The sequence below is a fragment of the Nostoc sp. genome, assembly GCF_036917515.1.
Classification (GTDB): Bacteria; Cyanobacteriota; Cyanobacteriia; order Cyanobacteriales; family Nostocaceae; genus Nostoc.
In genome coordinates this window covers 18690-43344 of record NZ_JBALDE010000063.1, presented here as the reverse complement: position 1 = coordinate 43344, position 24655 = coordinate 18690, and the positions used below count along the sequence as shown (strand labels likewise).

20 protein-coding genes and 2 pseudogenes are annotated in these 24655 nt (G+C 43.8%); 11 read left to right on the top strand and 11 right to left on the bottom strand.

Going from position 1 to position 24655, the window contains the following annotated elements; all coding sequences use genetic code 11:
- Positions 1–103 precede the first annotated feature (103 nt).
- A complete protein-coding gene (locus V7K89_RS07885; protein ID WP_335185933.1) occupies positions 104–853 on the top strand; it encodes an SDR family NAD(P)-dependent oxidoreductase in 750 nt (249 codons plus the stop codon).
- Positions 854–972: 119 nt separating this feature from the next.
- Here V7K89_RS07885 and V7K89_RS35795 read toward each other — a convergent pair.
- From V7K89_RS35795 to V7K89_RS07870, 4 genes and pseudogenes are all read right to left on the bottom strand, one after another.
- Positions 973–1275: pseudogene (locus V7K89_RS35795) on the bottom strand (DUF4238 domain-containing protein); the annotation flags it as partial.
- Between the two features lie 382 nt (positions 1276–1657).
- Complete coding sequence (locus V7K89_RS07880) at positions 1658–1981, bottom strand: DUF4238 domain-containing protein (protein WP_335185931.1); 324 nt, start codon at positions 1979–1981, stop codon at positions 1658–1660.
- Between the two features lie 157 nt (positions 1982–2138).
- Positions 2139–3131: a sugar-binding transcriptional regulator gene (locus V7K89_RS07875; protein WP_335185929.1), complete on the bottom strand. Its 993-nt coding sequence runs from the start codon at positions 3129–3131 to the stop codon at positions 2139–2141.
- A 101-nt stretch (positions 3132–3232) separates the two neighbouring features.
- Positions 3233–4033 (bottom strand): SDR family NAD(P)-dependent oxidoreductase, encoded by an 801-nt coding sequence (locus V7K89_RS07870; RefSeq protein WP_335185927.1) that lies wholly within the window; start codon positions 4031–4033, stop codon positions 3233–3235.
- Positions 4034–4181: 148 nt separating this feature from the next.
- Here V7K89_RS07870 and V7K89_RS07865 point away from each other — a divergent pair, with 148 nt between their 5' ends.
- From V7K89_RS07865 to xylB, 6 genes are all read left to right on the top strand, one after another.
- Positions 4182–5528 carry an ABC transporter substrate-binding protein gene (locus V7K89_RS07865; RefSeq protein WP_335185925.1) on the top strand — a complete coding sequence of 449 codons (1347 nt, stop codon included), beginning with the start codon at positions 4182–4184 and terminating at the stop codon, positions 5526–5528.
- Positions 5529–5625: 97 nt separating this feature from the next.
- A complete protein-coding gene (locus V7K89_RS07860) occupies positions 5626–6549 on the top strand; it encodes a carbohydrate ABC transporter permease (protein ID WP_335185923.1) in 924 nt (307 codons plus the stop codon).
- Between the two features lies 1 nt (position 6550).
- Positions 6551–7372, top strand: a complete 822-nt coding sequence (locus V7K89_RS07855) for a carbohydrate ABC transporter permease (protein WP_335185921.1) — start codon at positions 6551–6553, stop codon at positions 7370–7372.
- Positions 7373–7451: 79 nt separating this feature from the next.
- A complete protein-coding gene (locus V7K89_RS07850) occupies positions 7452–8609 on the top strand; it encodes an ABC transporter ATP-binding protein (protein ID WP_335185919.1) in 1158 nt (385 codons plus the stop codon).
- The gene (locus tag V7K89_RS07845) at positions 8566–10062 is read left to right on the top strand and encodes a mannitol dehydrogenase family protein (protein WP_335185918.1); all 1497 of its coding nucleotides are present in this window, start codon (positions 8566–8568) and stop codon (positions 10060–10062) included. Before V7K89_RS07850 ends, V7K89_RS07845 begins: the two co-directional genes overlap by 44 nt.
- Positions 10063–10136: 74 nt before the next feature.
- Entirely contained in the window at positions 10137–11603 is a 1467-nt protein-coding gene (xylB, locus tag V7K89_RS07840) for a xylulokinase (protein WP_335185917.1), read from the top strand.
- Between the two features lie 257 nt (positions 11604–11860).
- Here the strand turns inward: xylB and V7K89_RS07835 are convergent, their stop codons facing one another.
- Positions 11861–12085 (bottom strand): hypothetical protein, encoded by a 225-nt coding sequence (locus tag V7K89_RS07835; RefSeq protein WP_335185916.1) that lies wholly within the window; start codon positions 12083–12085, stop codon positions 11861–11863.
- A 29-nt stretch (positions 12086–12114) separates the two neighbouring features.
- Positions 12115–12366 (bottom strand): hypothetical protein, encoded by a 252-nt coding sequence (locus V7K89_RS07830; protein ID WP_335185915.1) that lies wholly within the window; start codon positions 12364–12366, stop codon positions 12115–12117.
- A gap of 207 nt (positions 12367–12573) precedes the next feature.
- On the opposite strand from V7K89_RS07830, the pseudogene V7K89_RS35790 reads away from it, so the two are divergent.
- From V7K89_RS35790 to V7K89_RS07820, 3 genes and pseudogenes are all read left to right on the top strand, one after another.
- Positions 12574–12738 (top strand): annotated as a pseudogene (locus tag V7K89_RS35790) (IS110 family transposase); the annotation flags it as partial.
- Between the two features lie 110 nt (positions 12739–12848).
- Positions 12849–14717 carry a glycosyltransferase family 39 protein gene (locus V7K89_RS07825; RefSeq protein WP_442941608.1) on the top strand — a complete coding sequence of 623 codons (1869 nt, stop codon included), beginning with the start codon at positions 12849–12851 and terminating at the stop codon, positions 14715–14717.
- Positions 14718–15029: 312 nt separating this feature from the next.
- The gene (locus V7K89_RS07820) at positions 15030–17558 is read left to right on the top strand and encodes a mannose-1-phosphate guanyltransferase (RefSeq protein WP_335185913.1); all 2529 of its coding nucleotides are present in this window, start codon (positions 15030–15032) and stop codon (positions 17556–17558) included.
- A 72-nt stretch (positions 17559–17630) separates the two neighbouring features.
- Here V7K89_RS07820 and V7K89_RS07815 read toward each other — a convergent pair whose 3' ends face one another.
- The 4 genes from V7K89_RS07815 to V7K89_RS07800 all read right to left on the bottom strand — a co-directional run bounded on the left by V7K89_RS07815 (position 17631) and on the right by V7K89_RS07800 (position 22521).
- Complete coding sequence (locus tag V7K89_RS07815; protein ID WP_335185911.1) at positions 17631–17933, bottom strand: hypothetical protein; 303 nt, start codon at positions 17931–17933, stop codon at positions 17631–17633.
- A 500-nt stretch (positions 17934–18433) separates the two neighbouring features.
- Positions 18434–20347, bottom strand: a complete 1914-nt coding sequence (ilvB, locus tag V7K89_RS07810) for a biosynthetic-type acetolactate synthase large subunit (RefSeq protein WP_335185909.1) — start codon at positions 20345–20347, stop codon at positions 18434–18436.
- A gap of 132 nt (positions 20348–20479) precedes the next feature.
- The gene (locus V7K89_RS07805; protein WP_335185907.1) at positions 20480–21742 is read right to left on the bottom strand and encodes an MFS transporter; all 1263 of its coding nucleotides are present in this window, start codon (positions 21740–21742) and stop codon (positions 20480–20482) included.
- 182 nt (positions 21743–21924) lie between these two features.
- Complete coding sequence (locus V7K89_RS07800) at positions 21925–22521, bottom strand: hypothetical protein (protein ID WP_335185905.1); 597 nt, start codon at positions 22519–22521, stop codon at positions 21925–21927.
- Positions 22522–22896: 375 nt separating this feature from the next.
- Here V7K89_RS07800 and V7K89_RS07795 point away from each other — a divergent pair, with 375 nt between their 5' ends.
- A complete protein-coding gene (locus V7K89_RS07795) occupies positions 22897–24015 on the top strand; it encodes a ferrochelatase (RefSeq protein ID WP_335185952.1) in 1119 nt (372 codons plus the stop codon).
- Between the two features lie 47 nt (positions 24016–24062).
- Here the strand turns inward: V7K89_RS07795 and V7K89_RS07790 are convergent, their stop codons facing one another.
- Positions 24063–24608: an NADPH-dependent FMN reductase gene (locus tag V7K89_RS07790; protein ID WP_335185903.1), complete on the bottom strand. Its 546-nt coding sequence runs from the start codon at positions 24606–24608 to the stop codon at positions 24063–24065.
- Positions 24609–24655: the final 47 nt, after the last annotated feature.

Here is a 24655-nt window from a genome sequence, read left to right as displayed (position 1 = left end):
GAGCAGGGGATAAGGGAGATAAGGGGGAATTATTGAATAAATCTCTCCCTTGTCTCTTCTCAATGCCCAATGCTCAATATTCAATCACTAAGGAGTTAAATAAATGACAGGTAAATTAGAAGGAAAAGTAGCAATTATTACTGGTGCATCAGCGGGAATTGGAGAAGCAACTGCGATCGCTTTAGCAGCAGAAAAAGCAACAGTAGTACTTGCTGCTAGGCGTAGCGATCGCATTCAGGTATTAGCAGAACGCATCGAAGCTAGTGGTGGCAAAGCATTGCCTATTGTCACTGATGTGACTGATGAAACTCAGGTAAATAACTTGGTGGCAAAGGCCAATGCAGAATTGGGAAGAGTCGATATCCTTGTGAATAATGCCGGGATTGCCTTACTAGGAACTATTGAAGCTGGAAATAGCTCAGACTGGCGGCGATCATTTGACATCAACGTATTGGGACTTTTATATGCTACTCATGCTGTTTTGCCTCTGTTGAAGGCGCAAAAATCCGGGCATATAGTCAATATCTCCTCAGTGGCAGGCCGGACAGCGCGGGCAGGCGTTGGTGTTTACAATGCTACCAAATGGGGTGTTAATGCCCTCTCGGAAGCATTGCGCCAAGAAGTCCACAAAGATAACATCCGTGTCACGATAATCGAACCTGGTTTGGTGGATACGGAAATTGACAACCAAATTACCGATCCCGTTGCCAAACAACGGATTCAAGAACGACGCAATTCAATTCAACCTCTGCAAAGCGAAGATATTGCAGCTGCGATCGTTTACGCTCTTACGCAACCACCGCGTGTTAATGTCAACGAAATCCTCATCCGACCAACAGGACAAGAACATTAAATAAACATACATAAAGTCCAAGAGGCGGAGCGTCTTTGGCTCTGCCTTCTGTCAGGAATTAGAGATTATTATGATGTCTGGCAAATCAGCCGTCATTAGTTAGTTGAGATTTGGTCGTGTTACTCGCAACGCACCCTAGCGGAGGGATACGATCGCATTAAAATTCTGGTTAGCAAAAGCTCAAAATTTTTCTTGCTGGAGTAAGTTTGTCTATAACATTGAATCGCTTGTAGCTTGTTACATGATTTTACATCATTTTTTGAAAGGATAATACTCATTCCGTCCAAATTTTTGAGCTTATTCCAAAAACTTGGTTCAAACATAATTAGAAGATGTTTAGAACTGATTGGATAAGCTACTTGGACACCAAATGAGGACAAACCAGTTCCAAAATCTTCGTGGGGTTTGATTGCTATTGGATTATCTGAAGTCCATAGTTAAATGGAAGTTGAGTTCACACCAAATAACCAAATATGACTTGATAATATTTTTGATATTTCTGAATCAGAACCTTGATCAAGAATATTAGAGATATAAAATAAATGTTGTGCTAATGTTGTGCTATTGAGTCTTCTTCTATCCCTACCTTTAAAAAATCATGAAAATAAATTGAATTACTTGAAGTTTTTGGAAAAGGAAAGCTAAACTTTTGAATATCTATATTATTCTTGATTATTGCCTGATCCATTCTTTCCTTAAGAGCGTTCAAAGATTGAAACATTTCTCTAATTTGCCATCTAAGCGTAGTTGTCCTGACTAACTGAAGTGTTAAAAAGGCAGAGAATTTTTTCTTTGCCTTTTCGTCTAGAACTCCAAGAGAATCAAATAAGTTTTTTTTTCTATTTCTTCAAGACAATTTATTATCCGCTTTAGAAACTCTCCAAAGCTTGATTCTACTTTAGACAGATCATCTTCAATAAACTGAGATTTTGTTTTATCCCTTAGTTCTTCAGGTAAAAATGGATCAGGAAAGTCATTAAAATACCTATCTTGGGCAACATCTTTCACATCAGCAGGATAAATAGATTTTTTTATCTTATCCAAAACTAATAATTTTTTGTCTTCACCAACAAAATTTCTTAAATAGCATTGAGGTACGAAGTGCTGCTTCTTTTTAGCTTTATTCATTTAAATTAATCTTCTAACCATTTTTCAGTGAAATGTAAATTTTCAGCGATCGCTCTTGTTACTAATCTAAAATCTTTTCTGTCAAGCGATTGCCCATAAGTGAGAAGCCTTGAGCATAAGCTATTCGAGAAAAGACATTTTTGAAAGCAAGTTGGTACTAAATTTTAGCAAGAATCGCTTGGGCGGCAGCTTCGTCAGTAATCAATCCTGTAATTAACTTGCCATGCAGAGCAGCCAAAATCGCTTCTGCTTTTCTCACACCGCCTGCCACACCAATAATCAGTCGATGAGCCGGTTGTTCAAGAGCGACACTGGCAACCCGACTGTTTGTCCCTTGCTGTAGTAATATTCCACGATCGCTGTAAGCCCAACCTGCAATTTCTCCTACTGCTCCCAGTTCAATCAATTCAGCTACCTCATCGTCATTGATGAAGCCGTCTTGATGTAACGGAGCATTCCAGGCAATGTGACTAATTCCGACAAAGGTTGCTTTGGCTTGCTCTGCAAGAGTTTTGACAGCGATAAACGATCGCTGAGTCTGCAATAGTTCTCGTTCTTCAATGCTAGTGGCAACAACCGGAGTCGGCACTGGGTAAGCTTGGGAACCGACGCGATCGGATAAATGCATAACCACTTCGTGACGACCTGCACGCCCAGAGTGGGACATATTGCCAATAATTGACACAATCTTATGCTGGGGTTGGTTCATTGAGGGTATCTGCTCCACCATTGTTCGCAATGTGCGACCTGATGACAACGCCAGTATAGTTGGGGTTTTAGCCATCAGATAAGCCTCTAGGTGAGTGGCAGCACAGACACCAATTCCGTATAATGTATCGCCACTACCTGCGTCAGTTGGTACTACTTCACAAAGTGACAGAGCAAAGCGATCGCGTAACGATTCAGCCAGAGCAATGCATTCACTCAGGGGATGATCGAGTCGAAATTTAATCAATTTTTCACTGACTGCCAGTGCCACTAAGCGTTGTGCAGCTTGCCGGGACACATTGAGCTTGGCGGCAATTTCTTCTTGCGTATTGCCAGCGATGTAATAGAGCCAAGCAGCATGAGCAGCTAGGTCTAATTTGCGAGACCGAAAGGGCAAGCCAGCTTTGCTGGCATCGCGCCGCTCCAAAAAAGGTTGTCCCATATACTACCTGCAAAAACCATCTATCTGTCAAAGGCATGATTGCATTTTTTAGATAATATGCCCAAAGATATAATGATTGCTCAATTATTTTTAAATTTTTATTATCCCCCAGTAACCTCCAAGTTAAAGCCGGTAATGTAGCTTGCCTCTTCGCTCATCAAAAACGCTACCCCATTCGCCACTTCTGACAAAGTTCCTAAACGCCGCATTGGCACTGAATTAATCATCTGTTGCTCAACCACCTTGGGATCAGCATCAAAGTATTGTGACCCTACTGCCGCTTGCAATTCAGTTTGCCGCGTCCACATAAAACCAGGGCCGATCAACGCTGGGGAGAGTGCATTTACTCGGATACCGTAGGGAGCCAAGTCTTTTGCTGCTGTCTGAGTAATTCCAATCACCGCAAACTTAGAAGCGGCATAAGCCAACATATTTGGCGGCCCAACCACCCCTGCATAACTCGCCATGTTGACGATCGCACCTCCACCTATATCACGCAAGTGTTGTGCAGCCACCTTGAGAATGTGGAAAACGCCGACAACATTAATGTCGATCACTTTTTGAAAGTCGTCTTCAGGATATTCGTCAGTTTTGGTAAACACTCCTTGATAACCTGCATTATTAAATACATAGTCAATTTGCCCAAGCTGCTTTACAGCATCAGTAAAAGCTTTGGCAACATCATCACTAGCTGTAACATCACAGCGAAACGTGCCAACTGGAACGTTGTACTCTTTTAGTTCCCCAGCCACATCTGCCATTTTCGGTTCATTCAAATCTAGCAAAGCTATTCCTGCACCATTAGCAGCAAAACGGTGTGCAGTTGCCTTGCCAATATCTCCCGCACCGCCAGTAATTAGGATCGTCTTACCTGCAAACTGATAAGTTGCTTTTGCCGTCATAGATTCAACCTCTTATTGAAGAATTGTTGCAAATGGTCGTGATCGAAATCAGATTGATATGATTTCTATTATTGAGCTTTTGCCCAAAATTAGAGCATAAAATCAAAAATTTATTTTGTTCGGTTTTTTACTTTAAAGGAGTTATGCGATGCGTATTCGCCGCTTCGCTAAAGTGATAGCTGCATTTCTGGCTGGAGTGATGCTGGCGCAACTGCTATATGCTTGCTCACCGCGCTCCCAAGCCGCCCAGAAAACTAGACTAACGATCGCCACAGTTAATAATGGCGACATGGTGGTGATGCAAGGGCTTTCTCGGAAATTTGAGTCAGCTAATCCTGATATTCAACTTCGGTGGGTTGTGCTGGAAGAAAATGTGTTACGCCAACGCACAACTACAGATGTTGCAAGCCAAGGTGGACAGTTTGATGTCATGACCATTGGTTCCTATGAAACACCAATCTGGGCTAGACGGGATTGGTTGAAGCCTTTAGATTTAGATGCAAACTATGACGTAAACGATCTACTCAAACCCATACGAGAAGGACTTTCCAATAACGGCAAACTCTATGCCGTGCCATTCTATGGGGAAAGTTCCATGCTGTACTACCGCAAAGATTTGTTTCAAAAAGCCGGGATTGCGGTTCCTCAACAGCCAACTTATCCCCAGATGAAAGAATGGGCAAGCAAAATCCACGACCCAGCACATGGAGTTTATGGGGTTTGCCTGCGTGGGAAACCCGGTTGGGGTGAAAACATGGCGTTTGTTTCCACATTGGTCAACACCTATGGTGGACAGTGGTTTGATATGAAATGGCAACCAACGATCAATACTCCACCTTGGAAAGAAGCGATCGCCTTTTATGTCGATCTGCTCAACAAATATGGGCCTCCAGGAGCTAGTTCCAATGGATTTAATGAAAATCTAGCATTATTCTCCACAGGTAAATGCGGGATGTGGGTAGATGCAACCGTTGCCGCAGGGTTGTTATCCAATCCCAAAGAATCCCAAGTTTATGACAAAGTTGGCTTTGCTCGTGCGCCAATTGAAAAATATCCCAACGGCTCAAATTGGCTTTGGGCTTGGGCGCTAGCAGTTCCAAAAACCTCCAAATCGCCAGAAGCCGCGCAAAAGTTTGTCGCTTGGGCAACATCAAAAGAATACATTCAACTAGTTGCTAAGGAAAATGGCTGGGTTGCTGTACCACCAGGGACTCGGACTTCCACATATCAAAATCCCAACTATCAAAAAGCCGCACCCTTTGCCCAAATCGTGCTGGGAGCGATCCAATCTGCTGATGTTACCCGTCCATCTGCACAACCAACTCCGTATAAGGGAGTTCAATACGTTGATATTCCAGAATTTCAGGCGATCGGTACTTCAGTTGGGCAAACTTTAGCGGCGGCATTGACCAATCGAACTTCGGTAGACCAAGCGTTGCAGCGATCGCAGAAATCAACTGAACGCTTTATGAAACACACAGGCTATATCGAGTAATCCTCAGCCGTTCCACATCTAACTTGCATACAGTCAGCAGCGAGGATACCTATTAATTTTGGGTTTTTCATTTTGAATTTTGAATTTTGAATTGCTTATGTCTTCTTCATTAGCGGTAAAACCTCAACACAAAACGCCACCACCCACTAAGCAACGGACTACGCGGCAAGTGTCAACCTTACCTCTGGTTGCGCCTTCAGTCGTTGTCTTGCTGCTGTGGATGATTGTGCCTCTGGTGATGACTGTATGGTTTTCCTTTCAGCGATATAACTTGTTGAATCCAGATGCACGCAAATTCATCGGGATTGAAAATTTCACGTTCATCCTCAGTGACTCAGCTTTATGGACATCGATCGCCATCACAATAGTTTTGGTTGTTTCTGTTTTAGCAATCACAATTGGTCTAGGGACATTACTAGCAGTGCTATTTGACCAAGACTTTTATGGTCGTGGAGTAGCGCGGGTGCTGGCAATATCACCATTTTTCGTGATGCCTACAGTTAGCGCCCTAATCTGGAAAAATATGCTGATGCATCCAGTAAATGGGCTGTTTGCTCAAATCACCAGAGGTTTGGGTTTGGGAGCGATCGATTGGTTTGCCAGCGTTCCTTTGCTTGCGATCATTATTATTGTTTCCTGGGAATGGCTGCCCTTTGCGTTGCTGATTTTATTGACAGCTATTCAGTCACTCGATCGCGATCAGTTAGAAGCAGCGCGGATGGATGGTGCAAATGCGATCGCTCTATTTCGTTTCGTCATGCTACCTCATCTGAGCCGCGCCATTTCTGTGGTTGCCATGATTGAGACAATTTTCTTCCTCACCATCTTTGCAGAAATCTTTGTTACCACAGGCGGCGGGCCGGGACTTGCAACCACTAACCTGGCCTATTACATCTTCTTAAAAGCCTTGCTGGAATTTGATGTCGGCGGTGCTTCAGCTGGTGGATTAATTGCCGTAATCCTTGCCAACATCGTGGCAATCTTTTTGATGCGTAGTGTTGCTCGTAATTTGGATACCTAACATGGCACGTAAAACCCCGAAGATTTGGCTATGGACATTGCTTGGCTGGCTTGCCGCTTGCATCTTGTTTTTCCCAATTTTCTGGATGTTTCTCACCAGTTTCAAAACTGAAGTAGCGGCAGTTTCAACTCCCCCTCAGTTGTTTTTCCGCCCGACATTCGAGAACTATATTGCCATCCAAGATCGGGCAAATTATTTCAATTATGCGTTTAACAGCGTAGCGATTTCCCTGGGATCGACTATAGTCGCACTGCTGCTTGCCGTACCTGCCGCTTATGCAATGGCGTTCTTTCCAACGAAACGCACCAAAGGCACTTTACTCTGGATGCTGTCCACCAAAATGCTGCCACCTGTTGGTGTACTGGTGCCGATCTACATTTTGTGTCGCAACGCCGGGTTATTGGATACTCACATCGGTTTGATTATCATTTATACCCTGATTAATTTACCAATCGTTGTTTGGATGATTTATAGCTTTTTTAAAGAAGTTCCGAAAGAAATTCTCGAAGCTGATCGCATGGATGGAGCAACCACACAGCAAGAACTTATTCATGTATTGCTGCCATTGGCACTGCCCGGAATTGCATCCACTGCATTACTCTCGATTATTTTGTCATGGAACGAAGCATTTTGGAGCTTGAACTTGACAACCGCAGATGCTGCGCCCCTTACAGCCTTTATTGCTTCCTTTTCCAGCCCTCAAGGATTATTCTGGGCAAAACTTTCGGCAGCATCAACACTGGCGATCGCACCCATTCTCATCTTTGGTTGGCTGAGTCAACGGCAATTAGTCCGAGGTCTGACTTTTGGTGCAGTGAAGTAGAAGACAGAAGGAATTGGAACATACTCTTGCGTTCTTCTTTGCGCGAAATAAAAATTCAACCCATTAATGGAAGCATTTTATGTCAACAGTTGCCTTAAGAAATATCTATAAAACCTACGCTGACACAGAGATCATCAAAGGCATCGATCTCGACGTGGGCGATCGCGAGTTTGTCGTCTTTGTTGGCCCCTCCGGTTGTGGAAAATCAACCTTACTCCGTATGATTGCTGGATTAGAAGAAATCTCCTCCGGCGATTTGCTCATTGATGGGCAGAAAGTTAATGACATACCACCCGATAAACGCGGTTTAGCAATGGTGTTTCAAACCTACGCCTTATATCCCCACATGACTGTGGCAGAGAATATGGCGTTTAGCCTCCGGCTTGCAGGTATGCCGAAAGCCCAGCGGTATGAAAGGGCGCGTGAAGTTGCTCGTATCCTGCAACTAGAGCCGCTTTTAAACCGCAAGCCCAAAGAACTATCAGGAGGACAACGCCAACGGGTAGCGATCGGTCGTGCTTTGGTACGTAATCCCAAAGTATTTTTGTTTGATGAGCCACTATCTAACCTGGATGCTGCTTTGCGCGTGCAAATGCGGATTGAGCTTGCCAGTTTACATGACAGTTTACAAGCCACGATGATTTATGTTACCCACGATCAAGTTGAGGCAATGACCCTTGCCGACAAAATTGTGGTGTTGCAGGGAGGCATTATCGAACAAGTGGGTTCTCCTTTGGAACTTTACCATCATCCCCGCAATCTATTTGTCGCCGGATTTATTGGTTCACCGAAAATGAACTTTATCTCAGTGACAGTTTCAGCTATCAATGACTCTGGGGCAACAGTCAGACTTCCTGGTGACGCAACTGTAATGATTCCGGTGAAACCCAAAACCCTATCAGTTGGGGATAGAGCAACATTAGGGATTCGTCCCGAACATCTGCTGCTAGATCAAACTAACCCAAGCGTGAATGGTGAAGTATTAGTTGTAGAACGATTAGGCGGAGAAACTTATTTCTACATCAAGATTGCAGGTGGCGAAACCATAGTTGTGCAAACAGACGGAGATAATCCAGCTAAAATGCATGATTACGTTCCGATTTACATTAACGGTGAGCTTTGCCATCTGTTTGATCGCGACGGTGAAGCCATTCCCAAAGTTCATCGTCACCACCTAACCCAAAATGAATCCCATGAACAGCAATATCAGCACAGACTCAGCAATCAAGCTGAATGAAACATCTCTGTCCCATTTAGGAAATAACGTTCGCGTACCCAATTACGATCGCCATCAAATCACAAACGGTATTGTCCATATCGGTGTGGGCGGGTTCCATCGCGCACATCAGGCATTGTACCTAGATAATTACTTTCATCAAAATCCCGGTAGTGAATGGGGAATCTGCGGGGTTGGGCTACTAGAATTCGACAAACGAATGCGGGATGCACTGAAATCACAAGATTGTTTGTATACGTTAGTGGAAAGATCACCATCAGGCGATCGCGCTCGTGTGATAGGAGCAATTACAAAATATCTGTTTGCCCCAGATAACCGTCAAGCAGTGATTGACACCTTAGCAGATCCCAAATGCCGCATCGTTACCCTCACCATTACCGAAGGAGGCTATTACTATATTGAAGGTAGCAGTGAATTTGATGCGAATCACCAAACTATCCAGTACGATTTGCAGCATCCCGATCAGCCAATTGGAGTATATGGCTTTTTGACAGCAGCCCTTGATCGTCGCCGTCAACAAGGAATAGCACCGTTTACCGTGTTGTCCTGCGACAATCTCCAAGGTAACGGTAACATTGCCCGCAAAATGTTAACCGCATTTGCCCAAATGCAGAACCCGGAATTGGGAAGTTGGATTGCCGAACAAGTAGCCTTTCCTAACTGCATGGTCGATCGCATTACCCCCGCTACAACCCCAGCAGATATCAAAATGGTGGCGGAACAGTTTAATATCGATGATGCTTTTCCAGTTGTTGCCGAACCCTTCCTTCAGTGGGTAGTCGAAGACAATTTCAGCGCAGGTAGACCCGATTGGGAATCAGTTGGCGTGCAGATGACCAGCGATGTTCATCCCTACGAAATGATGAAAATCCGGCTGCTCAACGCCAGTCACTTGTTAATTGGCTATCTTGGCTCCTTGGCAGGTTACACCTACGTTCATGAGGTGATGGCCGATCCATTAATTCGGCAAGCCGTCGATAATTTGATGACAGAAGTTACGCCAACACTACAATCTGTGCCAGGAATTGATTTAGACGATTATAAAAAGACCTTAATTGAACGCTTTGCCAATCCTAAGATTCGTGATCAACTGCCGCGTCTGTGCCTCAATAGCTCCGCCAAAATGCCAAAATTTGTTTTAGGCTCAGTCCGTGACGCGCTACGCAAACGTGCGGCGATTGATTACATGAGCTTAACGGTTGCTGCTTGGTTCCGTTACCTGAATGGACTTGATGACCAAGGTAACGCCATTCCCATTGATGACCCAATAGCAGGTACTTTGACTCAACTAGCTCATTCTAGTGGTTCCGATGCCAAACCATTGCTCAACCTGACTGAGATTTTTGGTGATTTATCGCAGTCGCCTTTTGCCGATGCAGTTGCGAACCATTTACGCAAATTGTATGAGTTTGGAGCTAAAGAAACATTAGTCCGATTCTTGCAGAAAACTTAACCAGATGAAAGCTGCGACCTTTGAAGGCGGAAGTTTCATTTCCGCCTTCTGTTCTTAAGAATTTGGAGGGGCAATTGACTGATATCGTAGTTGGCTTAGACTTGGGTACAGGAGGAGTACGCACGATCGCAGTTGATCTACAAGGGCAAATTATCGCTCAGGCAACCAGAAGCTATCCCCTGTTAACTCCACAACTCGGTTGGACGGAACAGAACTCATCGGATTGGGTTGAAGCCAGTTTGGATGCTCTTTTCGATGTTACTCAACAGCTAAACAAACATCGACCGCTCGCCCTCAGTTTGTCTGGACAAATGCATGGTATGGTTCCTCTCAACGCAGATGGCAAAGCAATCAGACCGGCGATTTTGTGGAATGACCAGCGCACAGGTAAAGCTGTTGTTGAGATTGAAGCTGCTATTCCCCGTCACGAGTTGATCCAGCGCACTGGAAATCCGGCAATCACAGGGTTTCAACTACCGAAGCTTCTATGGTTGCGGACTGAAGAACCACAAACATACACTCGGTTATGGCAGATTCTTTTGCCCAAAGATTATCTGGGATATGTATTAACAGGCGAAGCAGTAACGGAACCATCTGACGCTTCTGGTGTCGGCTGTCTGAATCTGACGAATCGGCAATGGGATACAGATATTCTCCATGCTCTTGATATCAATCCAGCGTTGTTTCCTCCGGTAATCGAATCTACCACGATCACTGGACGGCTAAAATCAGAAATAGCCGCCCGTGTGGGATTACCTGTGGGATTACCTGTGGTCGCAGGTGGAGGTGATAATGCCGCAGCAGCCATTGGTTTGGGCATCTCATCAAGCAATATGAACCGAGGTGGTTTGAGTATTGGGACATCAGGAGTGATCTTTGCACCGTGCAATCGCCCAATTCCCGATCCAGAAGGTCGGGTACATTTGTTCTGCCATGTGGATGGTGGCTATCATCTGCTGGGAGTAACGCTGGCGGCTGGTGGTTCTCTGCGTTGGTATCGAGATACATTTGCCCCACATATATCCTACACCGATCTGATGGATATGGCAGAGCGATCGCAGCCTGGTGCGCGTGGTGTTCTATTTCTACCCCACCTCGCAGGAGAACGCAGTCCTTACCTCGATCCAGATACTCGCGGTGCTTTGGTGAATTTTTCATTAGCCCATACCCAGGCAGATATAACTCGTGCTGTCCTAGAGGGGGTTGCATTTAGCTTGCGTTCAGTGTTGGAAGTCATCAGTGCGATCGCTCCCATCGATCAACTCTTAGCAACGGGTGGAGGCGCACGTTCTCACATCTGGTTAAGAATTTTGGCAGATGTTTTGCAAACAAAACTTATTGCTCCCAAAGCCGAAGAAGGAGCTGCTTACGGAGCAGCTATTTTGGCAATGGTGGGGATTGGTGTTTACCCCAATTTAGAAACTGCACTCAAGATTTTACCGCAGAATAGTAATGTAGTACAGCCACAGGCAAATTCTTTGTATGAAGCAGGGTTTAACCGCTACAATCTACTTTACGATATCTTGAAACCTGTGCGTTGATAATTAAAGTATTTTAAAGTGAGAGTGAATTACGGCAGTACTTTCTAGAGTTTGCCACTTCCGTCTTTAGTGTTGCAGTTTGTAGATGCTGGTTTATCATAGTCTGCTTTTACACTTCTACACTCATCTGTATTATCTCGTACTCTTTTTCAAAAATCAAATAGGAGTCCTATAATCCTCATCTGTCACTCTCGGAAAACATTTGCCATTTCTAAATTCTAGAGCTGTTGTATAGCAAGCAATCACGCGATTCTTTTCTAAGAACAAATACAAGAGCCATTTTTTTCTAATAGTATAGCTTGTATTGATTGTCTCATGAGGCTTAAGCGCGATCGCCCTCCCGGAAAGTGACAAAAGAGGGATAATTCCAATAATTCGTAGATTTTTACTGCCATTTCCGCAGATGAGGCACGAATAGTCAACTTGACAATATTCTCTAATTCATTCAAGCCCAGATGAAAGAAATTTCTTGGTTTAGGCATTAGTTACTCTCCATGATTTAATCAAACTCTCAATCTCCATCGGCGGCTGTCCCGAAGCGATCGTAATCTCCACTTCTTCCTTCCGACCTTTGACTACTGATTAATTGACTTGAGTCTGTGTCTTGTTCCAGAACATGGGCTGACTCGCGATCGCCATTGGTTATTTCATCCCAGTAAGAATCGTAACTAGGGGGGAGGGGGGAGCCGTTGCAACTGACTCCACTGCGAACAATGTCAGCTGTCTGGGGGCAGTTCCGTTGTCGGTTTCCGTAGTGTCTCATCTCAGTAACAAATACCAAATCCGGGAAAATTAGCACTTTATGCAATAGCCGTTGAAAGCCGATGAAGGGTGTTTCAGGCTACCAGTGTCCCATAAGTAGTGAAATAAGTGAGTAGAGAACTGAAGTGTTTGTCTATACAAGTTACAGTTTAGATAAAAGCTGGTGACGTGCATTTGTATGGGGATCCCAATCTGTAAACGACCTTAGAACGAACTGACCAAGGAGTTAATTGACTACCGCGACTCACTCAAAGCTAACGTCACCGAACAAGGTGAAAAGTTGCTAAATGGTAAGCATATTCAGGGAAAGCTGATGAGTAAAGTAGTAAATCTACTGTTCCAGGAATTATGTAAAATAATTCCTCTGACCTGATGCTCTTAACCCTTCATGCAAATGAAGGGTTTTAAAACCTAAACTTTCAGTTACTCTGAACTTAAATCTCAAACGTCAAATCTACAAATCCATGAGTGTGAGGCCCAGCAATGTCTCTTCTTTTCCAAGGTGCATTTTATTTTTACAAACAAACTATCTCGTTGCTACCTGCATCTGCTATACATTTCCTGCCTCTGGCAGATAAAAACTCCAGCTCACAACGCAAGCATTGGCATAATTGGCAGACTCGCCTTCCTCCTTCCTGGGTTCATCTCTTGCCGATCTTAATGTGGTTGATCGTCGGCATCAGCTTGCGCCTAGTCAACTTGACTGCAAAGCCTCCTTGGACTGATGAGTTTGCCACCTTGGTGTTTAGCTTGGGGAATACTTTTTTATCAGTTCCCCTAGACCGAGCGATCGCACCTGATATCTTATTACAACCACTGCAACTAAACCTAGCGGCGACTATTGGTGATGTCATTCATAACTTAGCTACACAAGATAATCATCCACCACTGTATTTTGTGCTGGCTTATCTGTGGATGAAATTATTTCCCAGCGACGGAGGATTAGTATCGCTGTTTGGTGCGCGATTGCTACCAGCGATAATCGGCGCTGCCTCCATTCCGTGTGTTTACGTATTAGGTAGAGTAGCTTTTCGTTCGCCATTAGTAGGACACTTGACTGCTGCGATGATGGCAGTATCACCCTACGGCGTATTTTTAGCACAAGAAGCGCGTCATTACACTTTGGCAGTCTTATGGGTAATTGGTTCCCTCACCTGCTTAGTAATTGTCACACGTCATATTCAAAACCGCACACCTTTACCTATATGGGTAACACTTTTATGGGTAGGAATTAATGCCTTAGGTATTGCTACTCATTATTTTTTCACTCTCACCCTTTGCACAGAAGTCGTAGTTTTGATTTTTCTTGCTTGGCTTCAATTCCAAAATAGTAGCAAATTTTCTCTCCTCTTCTCTCCTCCCTGGCAGCGCATCTATGCCGTTGCTATAGGTACTTGTGTGGCAGGTTTAATTTGGATACCAACCTTGTTAGAGAATAAAAATCGTGATAGTTTGACCGAGTGGATTCGAGGTTCGCGCGTTGGACTAGATTGGTTAAGCCCAATTTTTCAAGCTTTAGGAACATTAATTGCAATGATTTCCTTATTACCAGTTGAATCTTCTCAAGCTTTGGTTGTGATTCCTTCTGGATTGGTGATGTTGACTTTCTTTATTTGGGCAGTGCCAATTTTGCTGCGTGGGATTAAAATTCAACTACAGCACCTAGAAAACCGGATTATGATTCAGGTGTTTACTGGAGTAGTTATCAGTGCGATCGCTTTATTCTTTATCTTTACGTACTTTTTGGGTATTGACCTCACCAGGGGTGCTAGATATAACTTTGTTTACTTTCCCGCGATCGTTGTTTTACTAGGCGCAAGTCTAGCAGTTTGTTGGCATCCTCCCCAGGAATGGATGGAAACAGAGCCAGGGAAAAATGGGATAACAAGCATAGGTAAATGGGAAATAAACGGGAAAAAAGCCGTAATATTAATTTGGTTAATGGGATTTTTCAGTGCAGTTACAGTAATTTGCAATCTCGGCTATCAAAAATATTATCGTCCTGACTTGTTTGTGCAACTAATTCAACAAACATCCCCAACACCAGTACTGATTGCTACCACCCACAAAACTTATGTACACACTGGGGAAATGATGGGAGTTGCAAGGGAGATTAAACTTGCAAATTCACTCCAAAATCCTCTGTTTCTCCTTGCTCATCAAGATCGAGATCCGAATGCTTCCACCATTGCTCTGGAAAATACTTTAAAAAAACTACTACGACCTTTTGACTTGTGGCTAGTAAACTTTCACGCACCCGTAGCAGAAGCTGTGAAAACATGTGTGATGTCTAATACTCAATCTTTGCCAACCGTAGACGGCTACGAATATGAACTTTATCATTGTCAATAAGTTGGGGACTGGGGGAGCAGGAAAGCAAGGGGACAAAAAGACAAAAGTTAGAACTTAGAACTTGCAACAAGTCTTTCCCTTCTCCTTGTCCCCAATTTTCCTTGTCCCCAAGTCATCTTCCCAATGCCCTGTAAAAGCCTTGTACAAAACTTTTGACTTTTGACTTTTAACTTTTGACTTTTGCCTAGCGGTAATGCATCTTGTGGAAGTTCCTCAAATATCAATATCCATAGCAGACTAGAGAAAGAAGAACAAAAGATATCTGACACGTTTTCAAGTGGCGAAAGCTATAACTAGTTATAAGGAGGGTTTATGCGTGCAGTATTGATGGCAGGGGGTTCAGGAACGCGGCTTCGCCCGTTGACTTGCGATCTGCCGAAACCAATGGTACCGATTTTAAATCGGCCAATTGCCGAACATATTATCAATCTCCTCAAACGGCATCAAATTACAGAAGTTATTGCGACATTGCATTATTTACCTGATGTGTTGCGAGACTATTTTCAAGATGGCAGCGATTTTGGCGTCCAGATGACCTATGCTGTCGAAGAAGATCAGCCTTTGGGTACAGCTGGCTGTGTGAAAAACATTGCAGAACTTCTTGATGAAACTTTTTTAGTTATTAGCGGTGATAGCATAACAGATTTTGACCTGACAGCAGCGATCGCATATCACAAACAAAAACAGTCAAAAGCTACTTTAATTTTAACCAGGGTTCCCAATCCGATTGAATTTGGAGTGGTGATTACCGATGAGGAGACACGGATTCGGCGATTTTTAGAAAAACCCTCTAGTAGTGAAATTTTTTCTGATACCGTTAACACTGGTACTTATATTCTCGAACCAGAAGTTTTGGAATATCTGTCAGCAAACGTTGAATCTGACTTTTCCAAAGACTTATTCCCCTTACTACTAGAAAAAGATGAGCCAATGTATGGTTACATTGCTCAAGGTTACTGGTGTGATGTTGGTCACTTAGATGCTTATCGCGAGGCTCAGTATGACGCGTTAGATCGAAAAGTACAACTAGATTATGCCTACAAAGAAGTTTCTCATGATTTATGGGTAGGCCAAAATACTTACATCGATCATACGGCTATGATTGAAACTCCTGTAGTGATTGGTGATAATTGCCGTATCGGGGCAAGAGTACAAATTGAGGCAGGAACCGTAATTGGAGATAATGTCACTATTGGCGCTGATGCTAATCTTAAACGTCCCATAGTCTGGAATGGGGCATTCATTGGCGACGAAGCAGCTCTTTCTGCCTGTGTGATTTGCCGTGGCGCTCGTGTAGATCGCCGCGCTCAAGTATTAGAAGCTGCGGTTGTAGGTTCGCTTTCTACGGTGGGAGAAGAAGCCCAAATTAGCCCAGGCGTGCGTGTTTGGCCCAGTAAAAAGATTGAGTCAGGGGCAGTTTTAAACATTAACTTGATTTGGGGAAACATCGCTCAACGCAATTTATTTGGGCAACGCGGTGTCCAAGGATTAGCTAATATCGACATCACCCCAGAATTCGCTGTGAAATTGGGATCTGCTTACGGTTCTACTTTAAAACCTGGTTCTAAAGTAACGGTTTCCCGCGACCAGCGTAATATTTCTCGGATGGTGACGCGATCGCTGATTGCTGGTTTAATGTCAGTAGGTGTTGACATTCAAAACCTCGATGCTACAGCTATCCCCATCGCCCGTACAGTTATACCCACAATGTCGGTAGCTGGTGGTATCCACGTCCGGGTACACCCTGACCGCCCTGACTATATTTTGATTGAATTCATGGATGCAAAGGGCATTAATATCTCCAAAGCCCAAGAAAAGAAAATTGAAGGGGCTTACTTTAAGGAGGATATGCGGCGGGCGCTAATTCATGAAATTGGGGATGTGTCTTATCCTAGCCAAGTCATGGATCGCTACTGTACTGCTTTTGAGAAACTGTTGCATGTTCATACACTCCGCAACAGCCGCGCAAAAGTGGTGATTGACTATGTTTATGCAGTATCAGGGGCAGTTTTACCCCAAATGTTAGATAAATTTGGCGCTGATGCAGTTGTACTGAATGCCAGTGTCAATAAAACGGCGATGTCCGTAGCCGAGCGCGAAGGATTGCTGACTCAGTTAGGTCATGTAGTAGAGGCATTGAAAGCTAACTTTGGCGTGCAAGTATCTGCTAATGGGGAACAGCTAATTTTAGTTGATGAATCAGGCTACCCAATTCGTGGGGAAATGCTAACAGCACTGATGGTAGACATGATGTTAACTGCTAACCCCAGAGGAACAGTAGTTGTACCAGTTCATGCTTCCAGTGCTATTGAACAAGTTGCCCGTCGCCATGATGGCAGAGTGATTCGCACTAAAGCCAACCCTACAGCTTTAATGGAGGCTTGTCAGAAAAACCCGAATGTGGTGATTGGAGGTAGTGGAGAGACTGGTTTTATTTTCCCGCAACTGCATCCGGGATTTGATGCCATGTTCTGCATTGCAAAGATAATTGAGATGTTGACTATCCAGGAGCGATCACTTGCTGCTGCGCGATCAGAATTGCCTCGTGTAATTCACAAAACTTATACAGTCCGTTGCCCGTGGACAGCCAAGGGTGCTTTGATGCGTTACTTAGTCGAAACTCACCCAGCCCAAAACCTAGAACTCATTGATGGAGTGAAAATTTGTCAACCCTACGATGACAGTTGGCTGTTAGTTTTACCAGATGCCAGCGAACCACTGGTGCATTTGTATGCAAATAGCAATGATCGCGAATGGGTAGATGAGACTATGAGAAACTACCGCACCCGTGTTCAGTCGTTTGTGGAAAGACAACAAGAATATCAACCAGCTGAAGTTTAATTCGTAATTTGTAATTCGTAATTGAATTATTTAATTACGAATTACGAATTATGTTGAGAAGGTTCTAAATTCTCATTGAGAACATTCTGGTAAATTTTTCTCAGCGTAATTGCAATCAAAATAAATTAAAGCTTCCCTAGTAGAAGCGAATCCTGGAGTTGTTCTATATGGGCTACTTGTTGGACTTGCTTCATATAGCCAAATTTTTAAATAGTAATTACTATTATCATCTGTAGACCACAATTCATAACGGTAATTACCTCCTGACCCCTGACTATTTAAATAGTCAGCTAGTACTTTATTTGATGTAGACACAAAGCTCAATACAGTCAAAACCGGAATTACGACTAGTTTTTGTATTTGGATTAATTTCATAAATGCACAAAAAACTTATTCCCTCTAGCTTCCTTTACGAAGTAATTTTTGAAACCAGTAATTATCAGGGATGTTTTGTGAGGATATCGTAAGGTAGTTAGGGCTTGCGGAGAAAGTGTACAAAGGTGATGCTCTATGGACAATCAGACCTAAGACCTCAGTGAGAGGTTAAAGTAATTCCACGGAAAGGAGGCGAGCGTCGCTGGCCTCCTTTTACCCTCCCCCACGCACGATTATCATTTTCAATAAGACTATTTTGGGTATTTTAACTGATTGACAAAATGCGCTTTATTTTAACCTCTCACAGATGATCCTCCTCTGGCTTTTTATTACTTTTTCAGCAAGCCCTATTTAGGAGATATCTTTTTACTTCAACTTAATCAGGGAGATTAAGCGATGCCTACGCAACAGGAAAGGGGGCAGGAATTAGGGAGAATTCCAGCATCTTTCTCCTCTTCTTCTTGCTCCCCTACCTCTCTAGTCTGAATTATCAAAAAGCGTTAGAGCTTCGTCCCACACTCAGCACAAAAATTGTGAGTAGGAGCATTCTTAGCATTGCAATGGCTACAATACACTGGCTCGGCTGCCGCTTTCGGTGCTTGCTTCTGCAAGCCGACCATTTGAGCGTTGCTCTTACCAGGGGCTACCATAGGATAGCAGTTTTCATCTCTGGTGACGTGGACATTTAAAATTACTGGCCCTTTGTGTGCCAGCATTTCGGCGATCGCATCTTTCAATTGACTGCGATCACTGATTATCATGCCCTTAATGCCATAGGCTTTTGCCAATAATTCTACGTCTGGCATCCCTACTTCCATGTCGGAGCATGAGTAACGCTCACCATAGAAGGCTTGCTGCCACTGGCGCACCATCCCTTGCCAGCCGTTGTTGATAATTATTGTCTTGACATTTATTCCATACTGTGCAGCTGTTCCTAGTTCCTGCAAACACATTTGGAAACTAGCATCACCACTAATACAGATGACTTCTTCATCAGGAAACGCCACTTTCGCGCCGATTGCCGCAGGTAAGCCAAAACCCATTGTTCCCAAACCAGCGCTAGAAATCCAGCGCCTTGGGCCATTCTTCAGGAATTGTGCTGCCCACATTTGATGTTGTCCGACATCTGTGGTGTAGAAAGCGTGGGGTGCTTGGCTATTGACTTCTACAATTACTTCTTGGGGTGAAATGCTGTCGGGATGCTGCGGCACTATCAGAGGATACTCATCGCGCCAACGGTTAACTAAATTCAGCCACTCTTGGTTTTGATTCGGTGTAGCCTTAATCCCTGCTTCTTTGCAGCGACGCAACAAGTCTACTAAGACGTTTCGCACATCGCCGACGATGGGCACTTCGGGAATGCGGTTTTTGCCGACTTCTGCCGGATCGATGTCGATGTGAATTACTTTGGCGCGGGAGGCGAATTCGTCTAACTTACCTGTAACGCGATCATCAAATCTAGCGCCGACGCAAATTAGCAAGTCACAATCACTAACGGCGAAGTTAGCGTAAGCAGTGCCGTGCATTCCCAACATTCCCAAAGCGAGGGGATGATGTTCGTCAAAGGCACCAATCCCCATTAAGGTTGTGGTGACAGGGATATCGAATAATTCAGCTAGTTGTTTGATTTCTTCATGGGCACCAGCTGCGATCGCACCACCACCTACATACAATAGCGGACGGCGACTTTCAGTAATTAACTGGATCGCGGCATGAATTTGCCGAGGATTTCCTTTCAGCGTGGGACGATAACCGCGTAACTTGACTGAACCTGGTTTTACAGGTACATAGTCAAATTCTTCTAAAGCTACATCTTTGGGGACATCAATCAAAACTGGCCCCGGACGCCCAGTGCTAGCGATATGGAAGGCTTCGGCGACAATTCGCGCCATATCTTTGGGATCACGCACCACATAAGAGTGCTTGACGATTGGTAGGGTAATCCCGTAAATATCAGTTTCCTGAAACGCATCTGTACCAATTGACTGACGTGCTACCTGTCCTGTAACCACAATCATCGGGATTGAATCCATGTAGGCTGTGGCGATGCCTGTCACCAAGTTAGTTGCTCCTGGCCCAGAAGTGCCAAAGCATACTCCTACTTTACCTGTAGCACGGGCATATCCATCAGCGGCGTGGGCTGCGCCTTGCTCGTGTCTCACGAGAATGTGCTTCATAGCACCAGTTGCTTCCACCTTATACAGGTCATCGTAAATTGGTAGAATTGCCCCACCAGGATAACCAAAAATATAATCAACACCGTGGCGATGAAGGCTGTCAAGTAGAGCAAAACCGCCAGATGCACGTTTGGGTACGACTGGCAAGCTAGAAGTACGAGACTGTTTATGATTCTCGGTTTGTGGGAGACTAATTTGGGAAAGCGATTCTCCTACGGAGACACTTAGTGAACGCACGGCCAAACCTCAGACTATAGCTAAAATTAATGCTGAATTCTGTAGTTAAGATTTCATTTTAATTGAAAAGTTCAATTAAATTTCAGAAATTTTATATATTAAATATAAAGCTAGATTATTAGCCTACATTAATTAAATTACGTCTTGCAAGACTTTGCGGGTATTTTGCCAAGCCCAAACACCAACAACTACGACAACAACACTCATTGCTACCAGCACAATTCGCAAGCCGAGAGCATCAGTTAAGGGCCCAGTAATGGCCAGAGGTAATGCCAAAGCGATGTTGACAGCATGATTTTGAAAGCCAAATACTTTACCGTGCATGGTAGGTGGTGTTTGCTGTTGAATTAAAGTTTGCATCGGGACACCAATTAAAGCAGCACCTACACCCAAAAATGCACAGAGTCCTAGCGCCAGCAATAAGTTGTGCGTAAAAGTGAACACCCCTAAAACTAGTGCCATCATCAAAAATCCAATTAAAGGTAGGGGCTTGCGATGCAATTTCTCACCCCAGTTACCTAAAATTGCCGCACCAAATACCATACCCACCCCTGCTGCTGCCAAGAAAAAGCCAAACTGTTTTTCTTTTAGACCAAACTCTTCGGCTAATCGAATTGTCAGCACCGTTAAGGCTGCAAACACACAATATAAAGTTGTCAGTTGCAGCATAGCGTTCAATATCAAAGGATTTTTCTTGAGATAGCGCAGGCTCTCGGTGAATTCAGCCCAAAGGTGATTTGATACCCGATGTTCTTTTGGTTGTTTGGGTTCTTTAAACTTTATTGGCTGCATAATTGCAGCTGATAATATATATAGTCCACCAACCACAAACTCTTGGCCGTATTCTTCTCCCATAAAGCTTTTTGCCAAACTTAAAATCGGCTCTCCTACTGCAAAGCCAACAATTAAAGCTCCCATCATCGTGCTGCTAAACAGCGCATTGGCTGCCAACAAATTCTCTCGCTTCACCAATAAGGGAATGGCTGCTTGCTCCGCTGGTGCAAAAAACTGCGTTACTGTGGAAATGGCAAAAGTCAGGATTAACAAAATCAGGAACTGTCGTGGCAATAAGGGAAGACACAGCGTCAATATTCCCCGTACAATATCTGAGCCAACCATAATCAGCTTTTTTGGCAAGCGGTCAACAAAGATACCACCAGCAGAGCCGAACAAAATTGCTGGGATTGTAAATGACAGCATCAAGGTTGAGTACATCGAGTTTCGTGCCAATCCTGGAAGCGGTGGGTAGTTCTCCAGCAGAGCAATCAGCAAAACGAAGAAGACCTTATCTGCTAACTGGGACAGCAGTTGCCCAATCCACAGGAGCATAAAACCACGGTTTTTTAGTAGTGCGCCAAAGCCGTTATTAACAGCGGCAGGTTCAGTTGGAAACATTAGATACTTTCTTTAGGTAGATGGGGTATGGGGTATGGGGTATGGGGCATGGGGCATAGGGCATGGGGCATGGGGCATGGGGGATAATTTTTCTTGACTATCTCCTGTCACCTGTAACCTTTTGCCTTCATCACTCCTAACTCCTCACTTTTAACTCCCGTTTACTTACTCCATTGTCCGGATTAATTTGCTTCATAGCGTTTTAACAGCATAAGCAAAAATTCAGCTGCTGTCAGACGACCTTTGGGTGGAATAATCTCAATGGACGAATCTACCCAACAGCCTTGTACAGTTTGAGGAGATTTCCAAATGGACAAATGATCCACTGCTGGCTCTGCATAAAAGTTATTTTGCCCACTACCTAGCAAACATGAACTCCAATGGGTAAAATAATCATGACTCATCCGATGAATAGGAAAATTTCCCTGTAGTGGTACTCCCCATCCATCTATAGCAATAAACGCTTTCACACGACCACCCAAGAGTTGCCACAAATGTGCTGCTCTTATTGCCCCAACTACGCCAGCACTAAAGCTAATGAATATAATTGGTGATTCTAGAGAATCAGTTAAGCGATACCTGCGGTGAGCTACGCTAATGCGCAAAAACTGCAAGATATGCAATGCTGATAAAACCAAAACATCTTTACCTGGATAAACCAGTATATTTTTTGCGGGATTGTCTGCGATCGCGCTAGTACCGATTAAATCTAACAATCCTACTCTAAAGCTTTCAGTTAACGCTGGCTCATGAATTCCAGGGCAAATAATTATATTCATCTATTACAAGAAATAAATAACAAGTTAGAAGAAAGCCATAACCAATTGCAAGAGGAAAAAATTAATAGAGTCCACTTTTTGCAACCCCAGCAAATAGCCCTGCAACGTCACAAAGTTGGAATATTGGCTAGAAAAGAAAACTGTTGAAGTGCAGAAGAAGTTAACTCAAGAGGGAGCATTGAGCGTATCTATAAAAACAGCGTTCATCGGGGTTATCCCTAAATGCAAGTCTTGTATGTCTTTTGATGTATTATCTTGATTTTCCCACCTATCCTATCCCCCAGGATGGGATAATAAGTTACTAGTGGGGAAATGTACAAACTATTCCCTGACTTTATATTTCTCTGCACTCATGGTTATATTGAGGAACTAATTGTGGTTGCCACGCCGGAAAAAGTACAACACACCCACGAGCATCTATCAGGTAAAGACCGTGTAGCCGTACTGCTTATGGGCTACGGCGAAGTCGAAAGCTACGAAGATTTCGCCAACTATAACGAACAGGCTTTAAATCTCCTGACAGCAAAATTCGCACCAGTACCAACCTGGATTTATCCCCCTCTGGCAAAACTTTTGGCGTTATTTGACCGCCACGAGTGGGGACACACACACCACGATTTTATCTCCCCACACAATGCCATCTTTGAACAGCAACGGGTTGGTATCGAGAAGAATTTACAAGAAAAATGGGGCGATAAGGTTCAAGTTTTCAAGGCTTTCAACTTCTGCGCTCCTTTTCTACCCAATCAAGTCTTGGCAGAAATCAAAAACCAAGGCTTCGAGAAGCTGCTAATTTACCCACTGCTGGTTGTTGATTCTATCTTTACTAGTGGTATTGCGATCGAACAAGTTAACAATGCTCTGGTTGAGTTGACTGATGGTGAAGAACACTGGGTTAAAGCACAGCGCTACATTCCTTCTTTCTTCAACGAACCAGCCTACATCGATTTAATGGCTCATCTGGTTGAAGAGAAAATTGCTGAGTTAGCCGCAGCTTATCTACCTTCTCAAATCGGCATTGTGCTAATGAATCACGGCTGTCCTCATAAAGCTAAAGGCTTTACTTCTGGGATTGCTGAAAGTGAAGCAATGTACGATCTAGTTCGGGATAAGTTGATTAATCGCTATCCCTTAATCTCAGTGGGTTGGCTCAATCATGACACACCCTTAATTGATTGGACACAGCCAAATGCAGAGCAAGCTGCAAATAACCTGATTCAATTGGGTGCAAAAGTAGTGATCTTTATGCCAATTGGCTTTGCCACAGAAAATCATGAAACTCTATTGGATGTACACCATATCATCCATGCTTTGGAAAAACACAATCCTGGTACGAACTACGTACAAATGGCTTGTGTCAATGACCATCCAGAATTTTTGGCAATGGCGGCGCAATGGGCTAACGATCATATTGCCCAGTTGTTGTCAGAGGAAGTTTTAGCAGTTAATCCCCAACTAGCTGGAGATCACCATCATCACCATCATCATCATTAAGTAAAGTTTTTTTATTAGGGTGGGCAAAGCATTGACCACCCTATAAACTAATTTACACCCCGCAGCTTGCGAGTATTATCAACTAAACTCTGAGCAAATTGATCGAATCTTTGAGAAAGTTTCTCATCTACTAGCTTGCCTTCAGGACTGAAAGCACCCCAAGCTTGTCCGATCGCAATTTGTTCGGGAATCACCCAACCGTGTACCCATCGTACAATTAGCCGTAGGTCATTTAAGGCGTTGCTATTAGACTGACCACCCAAGACACTAATTAATCCTGTGACTTTATCAGACAGTTGCTCAAAACTCATTAAATCCAGGGCATTTTTCAGGACACCACTAACGCCACCATGATACTCAGGTGTCGCTAAAATTAACCCATCAGCCTGACTAACTGTATCTTGCAACCGCTGAACATCTGGATACTCTGGATACTCCTTTGCACCAGTGCAAAATGGTAGCTGCAACTGCCGTAAATCGAGAATTTCTACCTCTGCACCTATAGCTTCAACCCTTTGCGCTGCGACTTCTAAAGCAACCTGGGTATAAGAATTGGGCCTTAAACTACCACCAATGCCAATAATTTTCACCATAATTAACCCACAAACTACTAACTAGCTACTATTATCAGATTTCTTAA